This is a genomic window from Micromonospora sp. NPDC005299 (genome assembly GCF_042872345.1).
GTDB lineage: Bacteria > Actinomycetota > Actinomycetes > Mycobacteriales > Micromonosporaceae > Micromonospora.
This window is the reverse complement of record NZ_JBIAKG010000009.1, coordinates 85,721-105,022: the sequence shown is the minus strand read 5'-3', so window position 1 is coordinate 105,022 and position 19,302 is coordinate 85,721. Positions and strand designations below refer to the sequence as shown.

Here is a 19,302-nt window from a genome sequence, read left to right as displayed (position 1 = left end):
CGTGGACATCAGCACGCGGGAGATGAGCCTCACCGTCGGTGAGGCGGCGGAACGGGTCGGCCTGACCACCTACACACTGCGCTGGTACGAGCAGGAGGGCCTGGTCGCCCCGGTCGGCCGCGACTCCGCGGGCCGCCGGCGCTACACCGAGTCCGACGTCAACTGGCTGTTCCTGCTCACCCGGCTGCGGCGCACCGGCATGCCGGTACGGGACATGCGGCGCTACGCCGAACTGGCCCGGCAGGGGGACCGCACGCTCGGTGCCCGACGGGCCCTGTTCGAGGCGCACCGGAGCCGGGTGCTGGCCCGGATGGCCGAGCTGGAGGAGGACCTCAAGGTCCTCGACCACAAGATCGACGCGTACCGCCGGGCAGAGGAGGAACTGGCATGATCAAGCGACGAGTGGACGCGAGCGGCCCGGAGGTCTCGGCCATCGGGCTGGGCTGCATGGGCATGAGCTTCGCCTACGGCGGCGCCGACGACGCCGAGTCGACCCGGACCCTGCACCGGGCCCTCGACCTCGGGGTCAACCACCTCGACACCGCCGACATGTACGGCTTCGGGGCGAACGAGCGGCTGCTCGGGCCGGTGGTCCGGGCCCGGCGGGACGACGTCTTCCTGGCCACCAAGTTCGGCAACCGCACCAGCGGCGACAACTTCGGCGGCACCGGCAGTCCGGGCGCCTACGTGGACAGCAGCGCCGCCTGGGCGAAGCAGGCCTGCGACGCCTCGCTGGCCCGGCTCGGCATCGACACCATCGACCTCTACTACCTGCACCGGCGCAACCCGGCCACCCCGATCGAGGAGACCGTCGGCGCGCTGGCCGAGCTCGTCCAGGCCGGCAAGGTGCGGTTGATCGGCCTCTCCGAGGTCAGCCCGGCCACCCTGCGGGCCGCGCACGCGGTGCACCCGATCTCGGCGGTCCAGATGGAGTACTCGCTGTTCACCCGGGACGTCGAGGGGGAGATGCTGGCCACCTGCCGGGAGCTGGGCGTGTCCCTGGTGGCGTACTCGCCGGTCGGGCGGGGCCTGCTCACCGGGGCCATCACCAGCCGGGAGCAGCTCGCCGAGGACGACTGGCGGCGCACCGTGCCCCGGTTCGCCGACGGCAACCTCGACGCCAACCTGAAGCTGGCCGAGGCGGTCCGCGCGGTGGCCGGCGAGCTGGGCTGCACCCCCGCCCAGGCGGCGCTGGCCTGGCTGCTCGCCCAGGGCGAGGACGTCCTGCCGATCCCCGGCACCAAGCGGGTCCGCTACCTGGAGGAGAACGCCGCCGCGGCCGACCTGCGGCTCACCCCGGAGCAGCGGGACCGGCTGGGCGGGGCGGTGCCCGCCGGCGCCGTCGCCGGGGAAAGGTACACCCCGGCAGGAATGCGAACGGTGGGGCACTAGCGCCCAGCAGCGGACACCTGGTCCGGCATCGGTCATTGCGCCAAGATCGGGCGTCCGGCACCATGACGCCGTGGGTCCCGCTCCGTTGCCGTTGCCGGAATTCCTCGACGACTGGGCCGCCCGCCTCCGGCAGGCCGCCGACCGTCCCGTCGTCGGGATCATGCTGCGTGGCAGCCACGCCCGGCAGGCCGCCACCGAGCACAGCGACGTCGACGTCGACGTGCTGGTCTCCGTCGACGACGAGCGGCCCGGCGGCACCGGCGAGCCACCCGCCGCCCCAGAAACCGGGGCGGCGGGTCCGGCCCGCCCCGGCACCCTCTTCACGGCACCCGGGGCGGCGGGTCCCGCCTTCAACGGCACCCCGTACGCGGCCCGCCGGGCCTACCTGGCCGAGTTCGACGGCCGGCTCGTGCACGTCTCCGTGGCCGCCCGGGACGTCCGCTCCTGGGTGAACCGGCTGGGCCAGCCCGCCGACTGGGCGTTCGGGCTGCCGGTCACCGCGCCGGCCCGGCTGCTCTGGGCGGCGCCGGAATGGCGGCGCCGGATCGACCTGCCGGTGCTCTGCCAGCCCGCCGACGAGCCCCGCCTCGAAGAGCTGATCGCCACCCTGGGCAAGGCGGCCGGCGCCCGCTGGGCCGGCGACCCGGTGGGTGTCCGGCTCGCCGCCGCCGACCTGGCCCGGCTCTGCCCCTCGGTGCTGCGCCTGGCCAACCCCTCGGTCGGGTCGTGTCCCGCCGGGCCGCCCTGGCCGCCGCGCTGGACCTGCCGGTCGCGCCGCCCGGCTACCGCGAGGACATGCTGCTCTGCCTCGGGCTGCGCCCCGGCGGCACCGCCGAGGTGGGCGCCGCGGCCGGCCGGCTGGTCACCGGCACCGTCCCGCTGGTCCGCCCGTACGCCGGGGAGATCGCCGCGGTCGGTGGCGCGGACCTGGCCGCGGCCCTGGTCGACGGCCGGCTGGACCGCTATCTCGGCCAGCTCACCCGGGCGCTGGACCGCCCCGCGCCCGCTCCCCGGGACACGTCGGCGGTGCCGGTGCCGCGTACGGGAGAATGGTCAACCGTGCCCGCCTCTGACGCGCCCGTGACCGGCGCCCCCGCCAGCTCCGGCGCCGCCACGGCCCCCGGCCCGGACCGCCCCTCCCGGCTCGACCCGGCCATCGCGGCCCGGCTGCGCCGCACCCCCGACGGCCTGGTGGCCGCCGTGGTCCGCGCGCACGACTCGGGCGAGGTGCTGATGGTCGCCTGGATGGACGACGAGGCGCTGCACCGCACCCTGACCACCGGCCGGGCCACCTACTGGTCGCGAAGCCGCCAGGAGTACTGGGTCAAGGGCGCCACCTCCGGCCACCACCAGTACGTCCGCTCGGTCGCCCTGGACTGCGACGGCGACGCGCTGCTGGTCAGCGTCGACCAGGTCGGCGCGGCCTGCCACACCGGGCACCGCACCTGCTTCTTCACCGAACTGCCGGTCAGCACCCCGGAGGCGACCTCATGACCGACGGCACGGTCAGCCCGGACCAGGCCGCCTTCGCCGACCTGGCGGCCCGCTGGCGGGTCGTGCCGGTCACCCGGCGACTGCTCGCCGACGCGGAGACCCCGGTCGGCGTCTACCGCAAGCTCGCCGGCGGCCCCGGCACGTTCCTGCTGGAATCCGCCGAGCAGGGCGTGGGCTCGGCCGGGATGGCCTGGTCGCGCTACTCCTTCATCGGGGTACGCAGCAGCGCCACCCTGACCGAGCGGGACGGCGCGGCGGTCTGGGCCGGCGAGCCGCCCGCCGGGGTGCCGGCCGCCGGCGACCCGGTGGCCGCGCTGCGGGAGACCGTCGCCGCACTGGCCGGCCCGGCCTGGGATCCGGCCAGCGGCATGCCGCCGCTCACCGGCGGCATGGTCGGCTACCTCGGGTACGACCTGGTCCGCCGCTTCGAGCGGCTGCCCGAGCTGACCGAGGACGAACTCGACGTGCCCGAGCTGGGCATGATGCTCGCCACCGACCTCGTGGTGCTCGACCACTACGACGGCTCGGCGATCCTGGTCGCCAACGCGGTGCTGCCCCCGCTCGACGCGCCCGACCGGGAGTCGCTGGTCGCGGCCGCGTACCACCACGCGGTGGGGCGGCTGGACGCCATGACCACCGCCCTGTCCCGACCGATTCCGCCCATGATCTCGACGGTCGCCCGGCCCGGCGTCGGCGAGGTGGTCAGCCGCACGCCGGAGGGCGGCTACCCGAAGGCGGTGGAGGCGGCCAAGGAGGCCATCCGGGCCGGCGAGTGCTTCCAGATCGTGCTCAGCCAGCGCTTCGAGCGCCCCACCCACGCCGACCCGCTCGACGTCTACCGGGTGCTGCGCACCACCAACCCCAGCCCGTACATGTACCTGCTGCGCTTCGACGGCTTCGACATCGTCGGCTCCTCGCCGGAGGCGCACCTCAAGGTGAGCACCGGCGCGGACGGGCGGCGCCGGGCGCTGCTGCACCCGATCGCCGGCACCCGGCCGCGCGGCGGCTCCCCCGAGGCGGACGCCCGGCTCGCCGCCGAGCTGCTCGCCGACCCGAAGGAGCGCGCCGAGCACGTCATGCTGGTCGACCTGGGCCGCAACGACCTGGGCCGGGTCTGCCGACCGGGCACGGTCGAGGTGCCGGAGTTCGCCACCATCGAGCGGTACAGCCACGTCATGCACATCGTCTCCACGGTCGTCGGCGAGCTGCGCGAGGACCGCACCGCCTTCGACGCGCTCGCCGCGACCTTCCCCGCCGGCACCCTCTCCGGCGCGCCCAAGGTGCGGGCCATGGAGATCATCGAGGAACTGGAGCCGGCCCGGCGCGGCCTCTACGGCGGCACCGTCGGCTACTTCGGCTTCGGCGGCGACCTCGACATGGCGATCGCCATCCGGACCGCGCTGATCCGCGAGGGCCGGGCCTACGTGCAGGCCGGGGCGGGTGTGGTGGCCGATTCCGATCCCGCCGCGGAGGACCAGGAGACCCGGAACAAGGCCGCCGCCGTGCTCGTCGCCATCGCCGCCGCCGAGACGCTGCGGCCCGCGCGATGAGCGCGTCGACCGGCGCATCCGCCGCGCGGGGCCGGCGCGAGCTGACGTACGCCGTGCTGCTCTGCCTGGCCGGCGCGGGCCTGGCGTTCTGGGCGGTGACCCGGACCTGGTCGGTCGAAGTGACCGCGCGCGGTTCGCTGCCGCCCAGCCGGCACGCCCGCACCGGCGCGGAACTGCTGCCCTGGGTGTCGGCGCTGGCCCTGGTCGGGCTGGCCGGCGCCGGCGCGGTGCTGGCCACCCGGGGGCGGGTCCGGCGGCTGCTCGGCGGCCTGCTGGCCCTGATCGGGCTCGGCGTGGCGGCCGGGGGCGGCTACGGCCTGACCGAGTCCGGGGTGAGCCGGCAGTGGCCGGCGCTGGTGCTGGCGGGCGGGCTGGTCCTGGTGGCCGGCGGGCTGTTCACGGCGCTGCGCGGCGGCGACTGGCCCGCGATGGGCGCCCGCTACGAGCGGCGGGCGGAGCGGCCGGCCGGGCCCGCCGGCGAGGACCGGCCGGCGGTCGAGCGAGGCACCCGGGACGCCTGGGAGGCGCTGGACCGCGGCGAGGACCCGACGGTCAGCTGACCGTCGGGCGCGTCCGGAGCGTCACGGCGTCCGCCGGGTCAGCTCACCGGCTGGGCGTCGCGCGCGCGTCCCGGCGCTCGCGGGCCGCGGCGCGGGCGGCGGCCAGTTCGGCCACCAGGCGTTCCAGTTCGCGGCGCTGGGCGGCGCGGGCCCGGTCGGCGCAGACCGCCTCCCAGGCGTTGCCCCGGGCGGTGCGCATCCGGCCGTCGCCGGCCATGGCGCGTTCCAGGCTGTGCACCACGCCGACGGCGAGCGACGCGACGCTCCGGGAGATGGTGGTGAATCCGAGGGTCTGGTTCGGCCCGTTGGCGCTCATGGTCACCCCGCACGTGATCGTTGGCGACGGTCGGCAGCCGCCTCATCGAGTCTGCCCGAGGAAGATGCTGCCGGGCTCACGTTTCGCCCGCGTGAAACGCAGGTCAACTCTGCGGCAGGCGGTCCGACCTGGGCAGGGCCGTTCGGCCTTGAGCTTGCTCACAGCATCGACGACCGTCATGGTCCTGCACGCAGCGGGCCGCCATGGTGAGATGGGTCATGGGTGGCGGTCGATATGGCGGCCGGGGGCGCGGGGCGCGCCCGGGTGGCGCCGGTCGATGGGCGCGGTGGCGCTGCGTGACACCGTGTTCACCGCAAGTCGGTCATCATGCCACAGCCCATTCCGTGAGGAGCGCCATACCCCCGGGCACTTGCTTCCAGGTGGCGCCCCCTAGCATCGGCCCATGACACCCGGAGAGGGGAGTCCGTTGGTGACTGCTGAGCATGCGCACGCGGAGGGGGACGAGGCCGGTTCGGCGGCGTCCGCAAGCGTGCTCGACGAGATCCTGGCCGGCGTGCGCGAGGACGTGGCCCGGCGACAGGAGCAGGTTCCGCTGGAGCGGATCCGCGAACTGGCCGCCGCCGCGCCGCCGCCGCTGGACGCGTACGCGGCGCTGCGCCGGCCCGGCGTGGCCGTGATCGCCGAGGTGAAGCGCTCATCGCCGTCCAAGGGACGGCTGGCCGAGATCGCCGACCCGGCCGACCTGGCCGGCGACTACGCCGCCGGTGGCGCCCGGGCGATCAGCGTGCTCACCGAGGGCCGCTGGTTCGGCGGGTCCCTGGACGACCTCGCCGCGGTCCGGGCCGCGGTGAACGTGCCGGTGCTGCGCAAGGACTTCGTGGTCTCCAGCTACCAGGTGCACGAGGCCCGCGCGCACGGCGCCGACCTGGTGCTGCTGATCGTCGCCGCGCTGGAGCAGAACGTCCTGGTCGGGCTGCTGGAGCGGATCGAGTCGCTGGGCATGTGCGCGCTCGTGGAGGTGCACAACGAGGAGGAGGCCGACCGCGCCATGGAGGCCGGCGCGCAGGTGATCGGCGTCAACGCCCGTGACCTGCGTACCCTGGAGGTCGACCGCTCGGTGTTCGAGCGGATCGCGCCCGGCCTGCCGAGCAGCGTCGTCAAGATCGCCGAGTCCGGCGTGCGCGGCCCGCACGACCTCATCCGGTACGCCTCGGCCGGCGCCGACGCGGTCCTGGTCGGCGAGGGCCTGGTCACCCAGAAGAGCCCCCGCGAGGCGGTCGCCGAGCTGGTCAACGCCGGCAACCACCCGGCCACGCCCCGCCCGGTGCGCTAACCCCGCGCCGGGGCCCGACACGTCTCGAGAGGACTTCCGCGATGAGCACTGACGCCGCGGCCCCGACCGGCCAGCTCCCCGACGCCGCCGGTCACTTCGGCCGCTTCGGTGGCCGCTTCGTCCCCGAGGCCCTGGTCGCCGCGCTCGACGAGCTCGACGCGGCGTACCGGAAGGCGATGACCGACGAGAGCTTCCTCGCCGAGTTCGACGCCCTGCTGCGCGACTACGCCGGCACCCCCTCGCTGCTCTACGAGGCCCGGCGGCTCTCCGCCCAGATCGGCGCTCGGGTCCTGCTCAAGCGGGAGGACCTCAACCACACCGGCGCGCACAAGGTCCGCAACGTGCTCGGCCAGGCGCTGCTCACGAAGCGGATGGGCAAGCAGCGGGTCATCGCGGAGACCGGCGCCGGCCAGCACGGCGTGGCCACCGCCACCGCCGCCGCCCTGTTCGACCTCGACTGCGTGGTCTACATGGGCGAGGTGGACACCGAGCGGCAGGCGCTCAACGTGGCCCGGATGCGGATGCTCGGCGCCACCGTCGTCCCGGTCACCACCGGCTCGCGCACGCTCAAGGACGCGATGAACGAGGCGATGCGGGACTGGGTCGCCAACGTCGAGAACACCCACTATCTGATCGGCACCGCCGCGGGCCCGCACCCGTTCCCCGAGATGGTCCGGGACTTCGTCCGCGGCATCGGCGTCGAGGCCCGCCAGCAGTGCCTCGACCTCACCGGCGCGCTGCCGGACGCCGTGGCGGCCTGCGTGGGCGGCGGCTCCAACGCGCTCGGCATCTTCCACGCCTTCGTGCCCGACACCGGGGTGCGCCTCTACGGCTTCGAGGCCGGCGGCGAGGGCGTGGCGACCGGCCGGCACGCGGCCAGCATCACCGGCGGCTCGGCGGGCGTCCTGCACGGCACCCGGACGTACGTGCTCCAGAACTCCGACGGCCAGACGATCGAGTCGCACTCGATCTCGGCCGGCCTGGACTATCCGGGCGTCGGGCCGGAGCACGCCTGGCTGCACGACAGCGGCCGGGCCACCTACCTGCCCGTCGACGACGACGAGGCGATGGCCGCCTTCGAGCTGCTCTGCCGCACCGAGGGCATCATCCCGGCGATCGAGAGCTCGCACGCGCTCGCCGGCGCCCGGAAGATCGCCCCGCAGCTCGCCGCCGAGCTGGGCCGGGAGCCGGTCATCGTGGTCAACCTTTCCGGCCGGGGCGACAAGGACGTGCACACCGCCGGTGGATACTTCGGCATCCTCGACAAGGAGTGAGAGCGTGAGCCGGATCGGGGTCGCCTTCGACAAGGCCCGGGCCGACGGGCGGGCGGTGCTGGTCGGCTGCATGCCGGCGGGCTTCCCGACCGTCGAGGGCAGCATCGCCGCGATGACCGCCATGGTCGAGGCCGGCGTCGACGTCATCGAGGTGGAGATTCCCTACTCCGACCCGGTGATGGACGGCCCGGTCATCCAGAAGGCCAGCGACATCGCCCTGGCCGGCGGCGTACGCACCGCGGACACGCTGCGCATCATCGACGCGGTGGCCGCGACCGGCGCGCCGGTGGTCACGATGACCTACTGGAACCCGATCGAGCAGTACGGCGTCGACGCGTTCGCCCGCGACCTGGCCGCCGCCGGGGGCACCGGCCTGATCACGCCGGACCTGATCCCCGAGGAGGCCGGCGAGTGGCTGGCCGCCTCCGAGGCGCACGGCCTGGACCGGACGTTCCTGGTCTCGCCGTCCTCCACCGACGCCCGGCTGAAGATGACCGTCGAGCACTGCCGCGGCTTCGTCTACGCCACCGCCATCATGGGGGTGACCGGCGCCCGGGCCCAGACCTCCGAGGCGGCCCCGGTCCTGGTCTCCCGGCTGCGCGAGGTCACCGACCTGCCGGTCGGCGTCGGGCTGGGCGTGGGCACCGGCGCCCAGGCCGGCACCGTGGCCGGGTACGCCGACGCGGTGATCGTGGGCAGCGCGCTGGTCCGCTGCGTGCTCGACGCCCCCGACCAGGCGGCCGGCCTCACCGCCCTGCGCGCCCTGAGCGCCGAACTCGCCGAAGGCGTCCGCAACCCGGCCCGCTGACGACCGGCGCCTCTGTTCTTTTAATCCACTCCATCTCGCCGATGCGGTGGTATCCGGCGGTCGCCGATGCCCCCACCTCGCCGTCCTGGAGTAAAGCGATCGGTCCGGTCCGCGCAGGCGGCGTGCCCGGGGCGGCCCGCGACCCGTCGGCGCCGCGGTGGTAGGGCCGGTACCCGGGGGGCGTCAACGCCGGGTGGTGCCCAGCTCGCCCCCGGATCGCTGCTCAGGCGGGGCGGCCGCCGCCGCACCGGCCGGCCCGGCCTCGCCGCCGTCCTGCGTCGGGTCGCGGAGGACGCCGGAGCGGCCGGCCAGGGCGTCGGCGACGGCAGCGCGGGTGGTCGGGGTGAGCGCCTCGGGCAGGGCGTCCGGCAGATGCCAGTCCAGGTGGCAGCCGCCCGCCGGGATGCCGGCCGGCGCCACGCCGAGCGTCCGGGCCCGGAACACGTGCACCAGCACGTCCGGTAGGGCACCGCAGTGGCCGGCGGCAGGAGGGGGAGCGGCGGGGTCGCCGAGCCGGTAGAGGCCGACCAGGTCGACCAGTTCGACCTCCCAGCCGGTCTCGGCGCGGATCTCCCGCCGCGCGGCGGCGGGCGGGCTCTCGTCGCGGCGCAGCCGCCCACCGGGCAGCGCCCAGCGCCGGCCGCCGCCGGACTGACGGCAGAGCAGCACCCGGCCGGAGGGGTCGGTGACGACCGCGGCGACCGCCCAGGTGAGCGCGCTCATGGACAAAGAGCCTACGACCGCGCAAACCAGAAGTCATCCGACCCGCGAACCCGGGCGGACCGGGGGTGCCGCGAGCACGGTCCGCCCCGGTACCGTGTGCACCCGTGACCCTCGCCCCGATGACCCCCCTGGCGGCCCTGCCCAGCCCCGGCACCGCCGTCTGGCAGCTCGGACCGGTTCCGATCCGGGCCTACGCGCTCTGCATCATCGTCGGCATCGTGGTGGCCTGCGTGGTCACCGAGTACCGGCTGCGCCGCCGCGGCGTCGCCCCGGGTGCCGTGCTCGACATCGCCGTCTGGGCGGTGCCCGCGGGCATCGTCGGCGCCCGGATCTACCACGTGCTCACCTCGCCCGAGAAATACTTCGGCGCCGACGGCCAGCCGCTCAAGGCGTTCGCCATCTGGGAGGGCGGGCTCGGCATCTGGGGCGCGGTGGCCGGTGGCGCGGTCGGCGCCTGGTTCGCCGCCCGGCAGTTGGGGATCCCGTTCGCCGTGGTGGCCGACGCGCTGGCGCCGGGGCTGCCGTTGGCCCAGGCCGTCGGCCGGTTCGGCAACTGGTTCAACAACGAGCTCTACGGCGGGCGCACCAGCCTGCCCTGGGGTCTGCAGGTCCACGTGATGGACCCGGACAACCCGGGGCACGCGCTGCGCGACGACGCGGGCAACCCGGTCCTCCAGCCGGGGCTCTACCACCCGACCTTCCTCTACGAGGCGCTCTGGAACATCGGCGTCGCCGCGCTGGTCGTGGTCCTCGACCGGAAGCTGCGGCTGGGCCGTGGCCGCGCCTTCGCGCTCTACGTGATGGGCTACACGGCGGGCCGGTTCTGGATCGAGCTGATGCGGACCGACGAGGCCAACCACATCCTCGGCCTGCGGCTCAACGTGTGGACCGCGGCGCTGGTCTTCCTCGGCGCGCTGGTCTACTTCGTGCGGGTACGTGGGCCGCGCGAATACCTGATCCCGGTCGGCGAGCCGGCCGCCCCGGTCCCGCCGGCGGGCGGCGACGTGTCCCAGGTCGACCTCTCCGCTCGGGAGGCCGGGGCGCGGCCGGTCGCGCCGGAGGGCTACCGGGTGGTGACCGAGGAGCAGTTCCGCACGTACCGGGAGACCGGCGAGGTCCCCGCCGACGAGCCGGCGGCGACCGACGAGGCCGACCGGGACGAGGCCGACCGGGACGAGGCCGACGAGGCCGCGACCGCCGAGGCCGCGACCGCCGAGGCCGCGACCGACGCGGAGCGCGAGCCGGCCGGCGAGGCGCGGCCCGGCCCGGACCGCGCGGACGAGGACCGGGCCGGCGCCGGCGGCGCCCGCCCCGCCGACCGGGACAGCTGAGCGGGGGAGTCATGCGGAGCGCGGTGGTGGTCGGCGCCGGCCTCGGCGGGTTGGCGACGGCCGGAGCGCTGGCCCGGTCCGGTTGGCGGGTCACCCTTCTCGAACGGGCCGACCGGGTCCGTCCGGAGACGACCGCCGTGGTGCTCTGGCCCAACGGGGTACGCGCGCTGCGCGCCCTCGGCCTCGGCGCCGGGCTGGACGCGATCGCCACCCCGCTGCCCGACGGCGGCGTGCGCCGACCCGACGGGCACTGGCTGGTGCAGCCCCGCCCCACCCCGGCCGAGCGGATGCCGGTGGTGGTGCACCGGGAGGACCTGCACGACGCGCTGATCGCCGGCCTGGGCGACCAGGTGGAGCTGCGCACCGGGGTGACCGTGCGGACCGTGCGGGCGACGCCCGGCGAGCGTCCCGCGGTCGGCGACGGCCGGCACACCGTCGAGGCGGACCTGGTGGTCGCGGCCGACGGCACCGACAGCGAGATTCGGCGGCAGCTCGCCCCGGAGACGACCGTGGTCAGCTCCGGCTGCGCCGCGTGGCGGGCCGTCATCCCCTGGTACCGCGCCCCGCAGCTCCCCGACGACCAGCCGGTGCACGGCGAGACGCTCGGCGCGGGCTACCGCTTTGTGGCCGCCTCCCTCGGCGACCGGGGCGCCGCGGGCGCCTCCCGCCGAGGCGGCATCTACTGGGTGGCCACCGCCGCCGGTGCGCCCCGCCCCGAGCCGCCGGAGACCCAGCTCGCCCTGCTCAAGCGCTGGTACGCGGGCTGGCCCGCACCGATCGCCACGCTGCTCGATGCGACCGACCCGGCCGACGTGGTGCAGCAGGAGATCCGTGAGCTGCGCCCGCTGCCCCGGGCGTACGGGTTCCCGGCCGGGCCGGGCGGCGTGGTGCTGCTCGGCGACGCCGCGCACGCCATGCCGCCGCACCTCGGGCAGGGCGCCTGCCTCGCCTTCGAGGACGCGGCCACCCTGTCGGCGCTGCTGCGCGAGTCCCGGCTCCCCGACGCGGTGGCCGGCTACGACCGGCTGCGCCGGCCCCGCGCGGCCACCATGGTGCGGCAGACCCGCCGGATGTCGGCGGTGCTCCAGACCCGGGGCCGGCTGGCGCTGCGCGCCCGCGACGCCGCCCTGGGCACGATCAGCCCGCGGCTGCGCAACACGGCGGCGACCGCCGCGGCCTCCTGGCACCCGCCGGCCTGACCGCGCCCCGGGTGCGGCCCGGCCCGCCCCGGACCGGACCGGTCGCACGACGAGCGGCAGTCAGCCGATCACGGCGGTCGGTTCGGCGATGCAGGCGGTGCCGACGCGACGGAAGCCGACCCGAAGGTAGACCCGGGCGATCTCCTCGCTGCCGGCGGAGAGCAAGACCAGGTCGGTGCCGGCGGCGCGCAGCCGGTGGGCGAGGGTGGCGGTCACCGCCGCGCCCAGGCCGCGCCGGCGGGCGGCCGGCAGGGTGGCCACCCCGGCGATCTCCGCCACGTCGTCGACCCGCATGGCCATCCCGCTGGCCAGCGCCCCCTCGTCGGGGGTCCCGGCGAGCACCGAGATGCGCCGGCCGTCGGCGATGCGGGCCGCCTCCTCCTCCAGCGCGGCCACGTCGAGCCGGGAGACCGCGGCGTCCCGCTCGGCCGGGCCGGCCTCGCCGCGCGCGGTGCCGCGGTGCGAGAAGCCCACCGCGGCGACCGCCCGGCGCAGCGCCACGTCCGCCGCGAAGCCGGGGTCGCCGGGGTCGAGCACCCGCACCGGTACGTCGCTGAGCGTCGCCGGGTCGGGCAGGCGGTCGGGCTCCAGCACCATGAGCGGCGCCTCCAGCACGCTCAGCCCCGCCGAGCGGGCCACCGCCAGCAGGTCCGGGGTGACCTCGTGCACCCACTCGAACGCCTCCGGCAGGCCCAGTGCCCGCTGCCGGGCCCGGACGGCGGTCACGTCGGCGAGTGCGGGCGGCTCGGTGGCGCCCGGCCGGGGGCGGGCGTAGAACGGCCAACCGGCCCCGTCCCGGACGAACAGCACGAGGGCGCCGTGTTCCTCCGTCCGGGCCCCGTCCCGGGGCACCGCGTCGTAGAAACGCTCCAACCGGTCGAGCACGTCAGCGCGTACGACATCCACCGCGCGAGACTACATGTCCCAGATGCTGGAAGTGTGATCAATCTGAACTGGCCTTGCGCCGGACGCCCTAACGTAGACTCAATAAAACCCCCGAGGGCCGACGTCGTCCCCACCATGTTCAACCTGAGTGACGACAGGAGGCCCGGTGGCCTTTCCGTACCCTCTCAGCCCCCAGCCGGCCCCGCAGACCACGGGGCTCTACGACCCCGCGCACGAGCACGACGCCTGCGGCGTGGCCTTCGTGGCCGACCTGCACGGGCGCCGCTCGCACGAGGTCGTCGCGAACGGCCTCGGGGCGCTCTGCCGGCTGGACCACCGGGGCGCCCGGGGCGCGGAGCACAACACCGGTGACGGCGCGGGCATCATGATCCAGGTGCCGGACGCGTTCCTGCGTACGGTCGTCGACTTCCCGCTGCCGCCCGCCGGCCAGTACGCCACCGGCCTCGTCTTCCTGCCCGACGACGACGCGGCCGAGGCCCGGGCCCGTCGGGTGGTGGAGAAGTACGCGCTGGTCGAGGGGGCCGACATCCTCGGCTGGCGGGACGTGCCCACCGATACGGCCGGCCTCGGCGAGACCGCCCTCGCGGCGATGCCCCGGGTCCGGCAGCTCTTCCTGGCCGCGCACCGGCTCACCGACGCGCCCGCCGGCCCGGCCGGCTCCCCGCTGACCGGGCTCGACCTGGACCGGGTGGCGTTCTGCCTGCGCAAGCAGGTCGAGCGGGAGACCGCCGAGCGGGGCGTGCCGGCCTACTTCCCGTCGCTGTCCGGGCGGACCATGGTGTGGAAGGGGATGCTCACCCCGGACCAGCTCCCGGCGTTCTACCCGGACCTGACCGACGAGCGGGTGGTCAGCGCGATCGCGCTGGTGCACTCGCGGTTCTCCACCAACACCTTCCCGTCGTGGCCGCTGGCCCACCCGTACCGGTTCATCGCGCACAACGGCGAGATCAACACGATCCGCGGCAACCGGAACTGGATGCAGGCGCGCGAGGCGCTGCTGCGCAGCCCGCACCTGCCCGGCAACATCCGCCGGGTCTTCCCGGTCTGCACCCCGGCGGCCTCCGACTCGGCCAACTTCGATGAGGTCCTCGAGCTGCTGCACCTGGCCGGGCGGAGCCTGCCGCACGCGGTGCTCATGATGATCCCGGAGGCCTGGGAGAACGACCCGGACATGCGCGCCGACAAGGCCGCCTTCTACCGGTTCCACGCCAGCCTCATGGAGCCGTGGGACGGCCCGGCCTCGGTGGCCTTCACCGACGGCGAGATCGTCGGCGCGGTGCTGGACCGCAACGGGCTGCGCCCGGGCCGCTGGTGGCGGACGGCCGACGGCCTGGTGGTGCTGGGCAGCGAGGCGGGCGTGCTCGACCTCGATCCGGCCACCGTGGTCGCCAAGGGCCGGCTCCAGCCCGGTCGGATGTTCCTGGTCGACACGGTCAACGGCCGGATCGTGCAGGACGACGAGATCAAGACCGAGCTGGCCGCCGCCCGGCCGTACGGGGAGTGGTTGCACGCCGGCCTCATCGAGCTGGACGAGCTGCCCCCGCGCGAGCACATCGTCTACACCCACGACTCGGTACGCCGCCGGCAGCAGACCTTCGGCTACACCGAGGAGGAGTTGAAGATCCTGCTCGCCCCGATGGCCCGCAGCGGCGCGGAGCCGATCGGCTCGATGGGCACGGACACCCCGATCGCCCCGCTGTCCGCCCGGCCGCGGCTGCTCTACGACTACTTCCACCAGCTCTTCGCGCAGGTCACCAACCCGCCGCTGGACGCCATCCGCGAGGAGCTGGTGACCAGCCTGGCGTCCACCATCGGCCCGGAGGGCAACCTGCTCGACCCGGGCCCGGCGAGCTGCCGGCAGATCGTGCTGCCGTACCCGGTGATCGACAACGACGAGCTGGCCAAGATCCTCTCCATCGACGAGGACGGGGACCTGCCCGGCTTCAAGGCGGTCCGGGTCTCCGGGCTCTACCGGGTCCGCGACGGCGGCGCCGGCATCAAGGCCCGGCTCACCGAGATCTGCCGGCACGTCTCCGAGGCCATCGAGGACGGCGTGCGCATCCTGGTGCTCTCCGACCGGGACTCCAACGCCGACCTGGCCCCGATCCCGTCGCTGCTGCTCACCGCCGCGGTGCACCAGCACCTCGTGCGGGAGCAGACCCGCACCCAGGTGGCGCTCATCGTCGAGTCGGGCGACTGCCGCGAGGTGCACCACGCCGCCGTGCTGATCGGCTACGGCGCGGCGGCGGTCAACCCGTACCTGGCCTTCGAGTCGGTCGAGGACATGATCTCCACGGGCGCGCTGGTCGGCACGGCACCGGGCACGGCCATCCGCAACTACGTCAAGGCGCTCGGCAAGGGCGTCCTGAAGATCATGTCCAAGATGGGCATCTCGACGGTCTCGTCGTACTGCGGCGCGCAGGTCTTCGAGGCGGTCGGCCTGGACACCAAGCTGGTGCAGCGCTACTTCCGGGGCACCCCGAGCACGATCAGCGGCATCGGGCTCGCCGAGATCCACGCCGAGGTGGCCGCCCGGCACGCGCTGGCCTGGCCGCCCGCGGGCGCCCGGGCGAGCGACCGGCTGGACGTCGGCGGCGAGTACCAGTGGCGCCGCGAGGGCGAGCTGCACCTGTTCAACCCGGAGACGGTCTTCCTGCTCCAGCACGCCACCCGCAGCCGCCAGTACGACGTCTTCCGGCAGTACACCGCGAAGGTCGACGAGCTGGCCGCGCAGGGCGGCTCGCTGCGCGGGCTGTTCACCCTGCGCACCGGGGTGCGCCCGCCCGTGCCGCTGGACGAGGTCGAGCCGGCGAGCGAGATCGTCAAGCGGTTCGCGACCGGCGCCATGTCGTACGGGTCGATCTCGGCGGAGGCGCACGAGACTCTGGCCGTGGCCATGAACCGCCTCGGCGGCAAGTCGAACACGGGTGAGGGCGGCGAGGACGTCGAGCGGCTGCACGACCCGCGGCGCCGCTCGGCGGTCAAGCAGATCGCCAGCGGCCGGTTCGGCGTCACGAGCGAATACCTCGTCAACGCCGACGATCTGCAGATCAAGATGGCCCAGGGCGCGAAGCCCGGCGAGGGTGGCCAGCTGCCCGGCAACAAGGTCTGGCCGTGGATCGCGCGTACCCGGCACGCCACGCCGGGCGTCGGCCTGATCTCCCCGCCGCCGCACCACGACATCTACTCCATCGAGGACCTGGCCCAGCTCGTCCACGACCTGAAGTGCGTCAACCCGGCCGCCCGGGTGCACGTGAAGCTGGTCAGCGAGGTCGGGGTGGGCACCGTGGCGGCCGGCGTGGCGAAGCTCAAGGCCGACGTCATCCTGATCTCCGGGCACGACGGCGGCACCGGCGCCTCCCCGCTCAACTCGCTCAAGCACGCCGGCACCCCTTGGGAGCTGGGCCTGGCCGAGGCGCAGCAGACGCTGCTGCTCAACAAGCTCCGCGACCGGGTCACCGTGCAGGTCGACGGCCAGCTCAAGACCGGCCGGGACGTGCTGGTCGCGGCGCTGCTGGGCGCCGAGGAGTTCGGCTTCGCCACCGCCCCGCTGATCGTCGAGGGCTGCGTGATGATGCGGGTCTGTCACCTGGACACCTGCCCGGTCGGCATCGCCACCCAGAACCCGGTGCTGCGCGAGCGCTTCACCGGCAGGCCGGAGTTCGTGGAGAACTTCTTCCTCTTCCTCGCCGAGGAGGTCCGCGGCTACCTGGCCGAGCTGGGCTTCCGCAGCATCTCCGAGGCGATCGGGCACACCGAGCTGCTCGACGTCACCGGCGCGGTCGACCACTGGAAGGGCCACGGGCTCGACCTCAGCCGGGTGCTGCACCTGCCCGAGCTGCCCGAGGGCGCGGCCCGGCGCGGGATCCGGGCCCAGGACCACGGCCTGGAGCTGGCGCTGGACAACCAGCTCATCGCCCTGGCCGAGCCGGCCCTGCGCGACGGCACCCTGGTCCGGGTCGAGGTGGCCGTGCGCAACGAGCACCGCAGCGTGGGCGCGATGCTCGGCGGCGAGGTGACCCGCCGCTTCGGCGGCGCGGGGCTGCCCGACGACACCGTCGAGTTCCTGCTGCACGGCACCGCCGGTCAGTCGTTCGGCGCGTTCCTGCCGCGCGGCGTCACCCTGCGCCTGCACGGCGACGCCAACGACTACGTCGGCAAGGGCCTCTCCGGCGGCCGGCTCGTCGTCCGCCCGGACGCCGCCGCGCCGTTCGCCGGCGTGGACGCCGACCCCGGCGGGCGCGCCGAGGACCAGATCATCGCCGGCAACACCATCCTGTACGGCGCCACCGGCGGCGAGGTCTTCCTGCGCGGCCGGGTCGGCGAGCGGTTCGCGGTGCGCAACTCCGGCGCGGTGGCCGTCGTCGAGGGCGTCGGCGACCACGGCTGCGAGTACATGACCGGCGGCACGGTGGTGGTGCTCGGGCCGACCGGGCGCAACTTCGCCGCCGGCATGTCCGGCGGCACGGCGTTCGTGCACCGCCTGGACCGGCGACTGGTCAACGCCGAGCTGGTCGACCTGTCGCCGCTGGGCGTCCAGGAGCGGGAGCGACTGCATGAGCTGGTCCAGCGGCACTTCGCCGAGACCGACTCGGCGGTCGCCGAGGAGCTGCTCAAGCGCTGGCCGGAGGCGGTGGAGGAGTTCACCGCCGTGGTGCCCCGGGACTACCGCCGGGTGCTGGAGATCATGCGGGCCGCCGAAGCCGCCGGCCACGACGTCGACGACGCGGTGATGAGCGCACTCTCTGCGCCGTCCGCCGCGTTGGTGCCGCCCGCGCCCCGGGCGGTCGCCCAGGAGGTGGCTCGTGCCTGACCCGAACGGTTTCCTGCGCTACGACCGGCGGCTGCCCGCCCGCCGCCCGGTCCCGGTGCGGATCATGGACTGGCGGGAGGTCTACCCGCCGGCCGGCGAGGAGCTGATCCGCGAGCAGGCCACCCGGTGCATGGACTGCGGCATCCCGTTCTGCCACGACGGCTGCCCGCTCGGCAACCGCATCCCGGACTGGAACGACCTGGTCCGCACCGGCGGCTGGGACGCCGCGGTGGAGTCGCTGCACGCCACCAACAACTTCCCCGAGTTCACCGGCCGGCTCTGCCCGGCGCCCTGCGAGGCGGCCTGCGTGCTCGGCCTGGGCGGCCAGCAGCCGGTCACCATCAAGCAGGTCGAGGTGGAGATCGCCGACGCCGCGGTGGCCCGGGGCGGGCTGCGTCCGCAGCCGGTGCCGGCCCCGACCGGGAAGTCGGTCGCCGTGGTGGGTTCCGGCCCCGCCGGGCTCGCCGCCGCGCAGCAGCTCGCCCGCGCCGGCCACGCCGTCACCGTGTACGAGCGGGACGACGCGCTCGGGGGCCTGCTCCGCTACGGCATTCCCGACTTCAAGCTGGAGAAGCGGCACATCGACCGGCGGCTGGCCCAGCTCGCCGCCGAGGGGGTGCGCTTCCGCACCGGGGTGGACGTCGGCGTCGACGTCACGGCCGTACACCTGCGCGCCGAGCACGACGCCGTGCTGCTCGCCTGCGGGGCGCTCCAGGGCCGGGACACCCCGGAGACGCCGGGGCGGGCGCTGCGCGGCGTACACCAGGCCATGACGCACCTGGTGGCCGCCAACCGCGTCGTCGCCGCGGCGGGGGAGGGCAGGCCGGCCCTGGCCACGCTCCCGGACGGCACGCCGATCGACGCGGCCGGCAAGCACGTGGTGATCATCGGTGGTGGCGACACCGCCGCCGACTGCCTGGGCGTGGCCCACCGGCAAGGCGCGGCCGGCGTGCACCAGCTCGACCTCTACCCGGAGCCCCCGGCCGACCGGGACGCCGCCCGCGACCCGTGGCCCACCTGGCCGTGGGTGCTGCGCAGCTACCCGGCGCACGAGGAGGGCGGCGCGCGGGTCTTCGCCGTGGCGGTGCAGGAGTTCGTCGACGACGGCACCGGCCAGGTCCGGGCGGTCCGGATCGCCGAGGTGACCGTCGAGAAGGTGGACGGCCGGCGGATCGTCACGGCGCTGCCCGGCTCGGAGCGGGAGATCCCGGCCGACCTGGTGCTGCTCGCCATCGGTTTCGAGGGCACCGAGGAGCAGCCGCTACTGAGCCAGCTCGGGGTGACCCGCAACGGCCGGGGCGCGGTCGACGCCCGCCCCGACTGGCAGACCGACGCCGACGGCGTGTTCGTGGCGGGGGACATGCACCGGGGCGCCTCGCTGATCGTCTGGGCGATCGCCGAGGGCCGGGCCGCCGCCGCGGCCATCCACGCGTACCTGGGCGGGGCCGGGACGCTGCCCGCGCCGGTCGACCCGGCCCGGCAGCCGCTCGCCGCTCGCTGACGCGACGCGTCACCGACACCCCCGGTCCCCGGGCGGACCGGGGGTGTCGTGCCGTCCGGGTCCGGTTCGTGCCCGCCGCGCCCCGACCGCCCGACCCGGCTGGTGAACCCTCTCACCAACTGTCGTCGGGAGGTTTGACCG

Annotated in this window: 15 protein-coding genes and 1 pseudogene; 13 read left to right on the top strand and 3 right to left on the bottom strand. The window is 75.2% G+C overall.

From position 1 onward, the window contains the following. The first annotated feature begins 1 nt into the window (after nucleotide 1). The 6 genes and pseudogenes from ACFYPD_RS24225 (at nucleotide 2) to ACFYPD_RS24200 (ending at nucleotide 4,996) form a co-directional block, all read left to right on the top strand. Complete coding sequence (locus tag ACFYPD_RS24225; RefSeq protein ID WP_154227799.1) at nucleotides 2-391, top strand: MerR family transcriptional regulator; 390 nt, start codon at nucleotides 2-4, stop codon at nucleotides 389-391. Next, nucleotides 388-1,392, top strand: coding sequence for an aldo/keto reductase (locus ACFYPD_RS24220; protein ID WP_387117606.1), 1,005 nt, complete (start codon nucleotides 388-390; stop codon nucleotides 1,390-1,392). The genes ACFYPD_RS24225 and ACFYPD_RS24220 overlap by 4 nt, the downstream gene beginning before the upstream one ends. A 160-nt stretch (nucleotides 1,393-1,552) precedes the next feature. Next, a pseudogene (locus ACFYPD_RS24215) lies at nucleotides 1,553-2,223 on the top strand (hypothetical protein); the annotation flags it as partial. A gap of 228 nt (nucleotides 2,224-2,451) precedes the next feature. Continuing rightward, entirely contained in the window at nucleotides 2,452-2,886 is a 435-nt protein-coding gene (gene hisI, locus ACFYPD_RS24210) for a phosphoribosyl-AMP cyclohydrolase (RefSeq protein WP_387118116.1), read from the top strand. After that, on the top strand, nucleotides 2,883-4,436 hold the full coding sequence (locus ACFYPD_RS24205) for an anthranilate synthase component I (RefSeq protein ID WP_387117603.1): 1,554 nt from the start codon (nucleotides 2,883-2,885) through the stop codon (nucleotides 4,434-4,436). Before hisI ends, ACFYPD_RS24205 begins: the two co-directional genes overlap by 4 nt. Then, entirely contained in the window at nucleotides 4,433-4,996 is a 564-nt protein-coding gene (locus ACFYPD_RS24200) for a Trp biosynthesis-associated membrane protein (RefSeq protein WP_387117600.1), read from the top strand. Before ACFYPD_RS24205 ends, ACFYPD_RS24200 begins: the two co-directional genes overlap by 4 nt. Before the next feature lie 43 nt (nucleotides 4,997-5,039). On the opposite strand, the gene ACFYPD_RS24195 is transcribed toward ACFYPD_RS24200, so the two are convergent. Further along, nucleotides 5,040-5,312: a hypothetical protein gene (locus ACFYPD_RS24195; protein ID WP_387117597.1), complete on the bottom strand. Its 273-nt coding sequence runs from the start codon at nucleotides 5,310-5,312 to the stop codon at nucleotides 5,040-5,042. A gap of 490 nt (nucleotides 5,313-5,802) precedes the next feature. On the opposite strand from ACFYPD_RS24195, the gene trpC reads away from it, so the two are divergent. Genes trpC through trpA form a run of 3 tightly spaced genes read left to right on the top strand, consistent with a single transcriptional unit; the run spans nucleotide 5,803 to nucleotide 8,688 of the window. Next, on the top strand, nucleotides 5,803-6,606 hold the full coding sequence (trpC, locus tag ACFYPD_RS24190; protein ID WP_192579804.1) for an indole-3-glycerol phosphate synthase TrpC: 804 nt from the start codon (nucleotides 5,803-5,805) through the stop codon (nucleotides 6,604-6,606). A 41-nt stretch (nucleotides 6,607-6,647) separates the two neighbouring features. Then, nucleotides 6,648-7,880 carry a tryptophan synthase subunit beta gene (gene trpB, locus ACFYPD_RS24185; protein ID WP_387117594.1) on the top strand — a complete coding sequence of 411 codons (1,233 nt, stop codon included), beginning with the start codon at nucleotides 6,648-6,650 and terminating at the stop codon, nucleotides 7,878-7,880. Between the two features lie 4 nt (nucleotides 7,881-7,884). Continuing rightward, nucleotides 7,885-8,688 (top strand): tryptophan synthase subunit alpha, encoded by an 804-nt coding sequence (gene trpA, locus ACFYPD_RS24180; protein WP_387117591.1) that lies wholly within the window; start codon nucleotides 7,885-7,887, stop codon nucleotides 8,686-8,688. 183 nt (nucleotides 8,689-8,871) lie between these two features. Here trpA and ACFYPD_RS24175 read toward each other — a convergent pair whose 3' ends face one another. Further along, entirely contained in the window at nucleotides 8,872-9,411 is a 540-nt protein-coding gene (locus ACFYPD_RS24175) for an NUDIX hydrolase (protein WP_387117588.1), read from the bottom strand. 104 nt (nucleotides 9,412-9,515) lie between these two features. Here ACFYPD_RS24175 and lgt point away from each other — a divergent pair, with 104 nt between their 5' ends. After that, nucleotides 9,516-10,742: a prolipoprotein diacylglyceryl transferase gene (lgt, locus tag ACFYPD_RS24170; RefSeq protein ID WP_387117584.1), complete on the top strand. Its 1,227-nt coding sequence runs from the start codon at nucleotides 9,516-9,518 to the stop codon at nucleotides 10,740-10,742. A gap of 11 nt (nucleotides 10,743-10,753) precedes the next feature. Beyond that, nucleotides 10,754-11,941, top strand: a complete 1,188-nt coding sequence (locus ACFYPD_RS24165; protein ID WP_387117581.1) for an FAD-dependent oxidoreductase — start codon at nucleotides 10,754-10,756, stop codon at nucleotides 11,939-11,941. A gap of 60 nt (nucleotides 11,942-12,001) precedes the next feature. On the opposite strand, the gene ACFYPD_RS24160 is transcribed toward ACFYPD_RS24165, so the two are convergent. Continuing rightward, nucleotides 12,002-12,847, bottom strand: coding sequence for a GNAT family N-acetyltransferase (locus tag ACFYPD_RS24160; RefSeq protein WP_387117578.1), 846 nt, complete (start codon nucleotides 12,845-12,847; stop codon nucleotides 12,002-12,004). 145 nt (nucleotides 12,848-12,992) lie between these two features. Here ACFYPD_RS24160 and gltB point away from each other — a divergent pair, with 145 nt between their 5' ends. Further along, nucleotides 12,993-17,660 (top strand): glutamate synthase large subunit, encoded by a 4,668-nt coding sequence (gene gltB / locus ACFYPD_RS24155; protein WP_387117576.1) that lies wholly within the window; start codon nucleotides 12,993-12,995, stop codon nucleotides 17,658-17,660. After that, nucleotides 17,653-19,161 carry a glutamate synthase subunit beta gene (locus ACFYPD_RS24150; RefSeq protein ID WP_387117573.1) on the top strand — a complete coding sequence of 503 codons (1,509 nt, stop codon included), beginning with the start codon at nucleotides 17,653-17,655 and terminating at the stop codon, nucleotides 19,159-19,161. Before gltB ends, ACFYPD_RS24150 begins: the two co-directional genes overlap by 8 nt. The last annotated feature ends 141 nt before the right edge of the window (nucleotides 19,162-19,302 follow it).

What these genes read in the sequence shown, in the direction of transcription:
- ACFYPD_RS24200 (WP_387117600.1), top strand. Translation starts at nt 4,433, where the DNA reads ATGAGCGCGTCGACCGGCGCATCCGCCGCGCGGGGCCGGCGCGAGCTG.
- ACFYPD_RS24220 (WP_387117606.1), top strand. Translation starts at nt 388, where the DNA reads ATGATCAAGCGACGAGTGGACGCGAGCGGCCCGGAGGTCTCGGCCATC.
- ACFYPD_RS24165 (WP_387117581.1), top strand. Translation starts at nt 10,754, where the DNA reads ATGCGGAGCGCGGTGGTGGTCGGCGCCGGCCTCGGCGGGTTGGCGACG.
- ACFYPD_RS24205 (WP_387117603.1), top strand. Translation starts at nt 2,883, where the DNA reads ATGACCGACGGCACGGTCAGCCCGGACCAGGCCGCCTTCGCCGACCTG.
- ACFYPD_RS24175 (WP_387117588.1), bottom strand. Translation starts at nt 9,411, where the DNA reads ATGAGCGCGCTCACCTGGGCGGTCGCCGCGGTCGTCACCGACCCCTCC.
- ACFYPD_RS24195 (WP_387117597.1), bottom strand. Translation starts at nt 5,312, where the DNA reads ATGAGCGCCAACGGGCCGAACCAGACCCTCGGATTCACCACCATCTCC.
- trpB (WP_387117594.1), top strand. Translation starts at nt 6,648, where the DNA reads ATGAGCACTGACGCCGCGGCCCCGACCGGCCAGCTCCCCGACGCCGCC.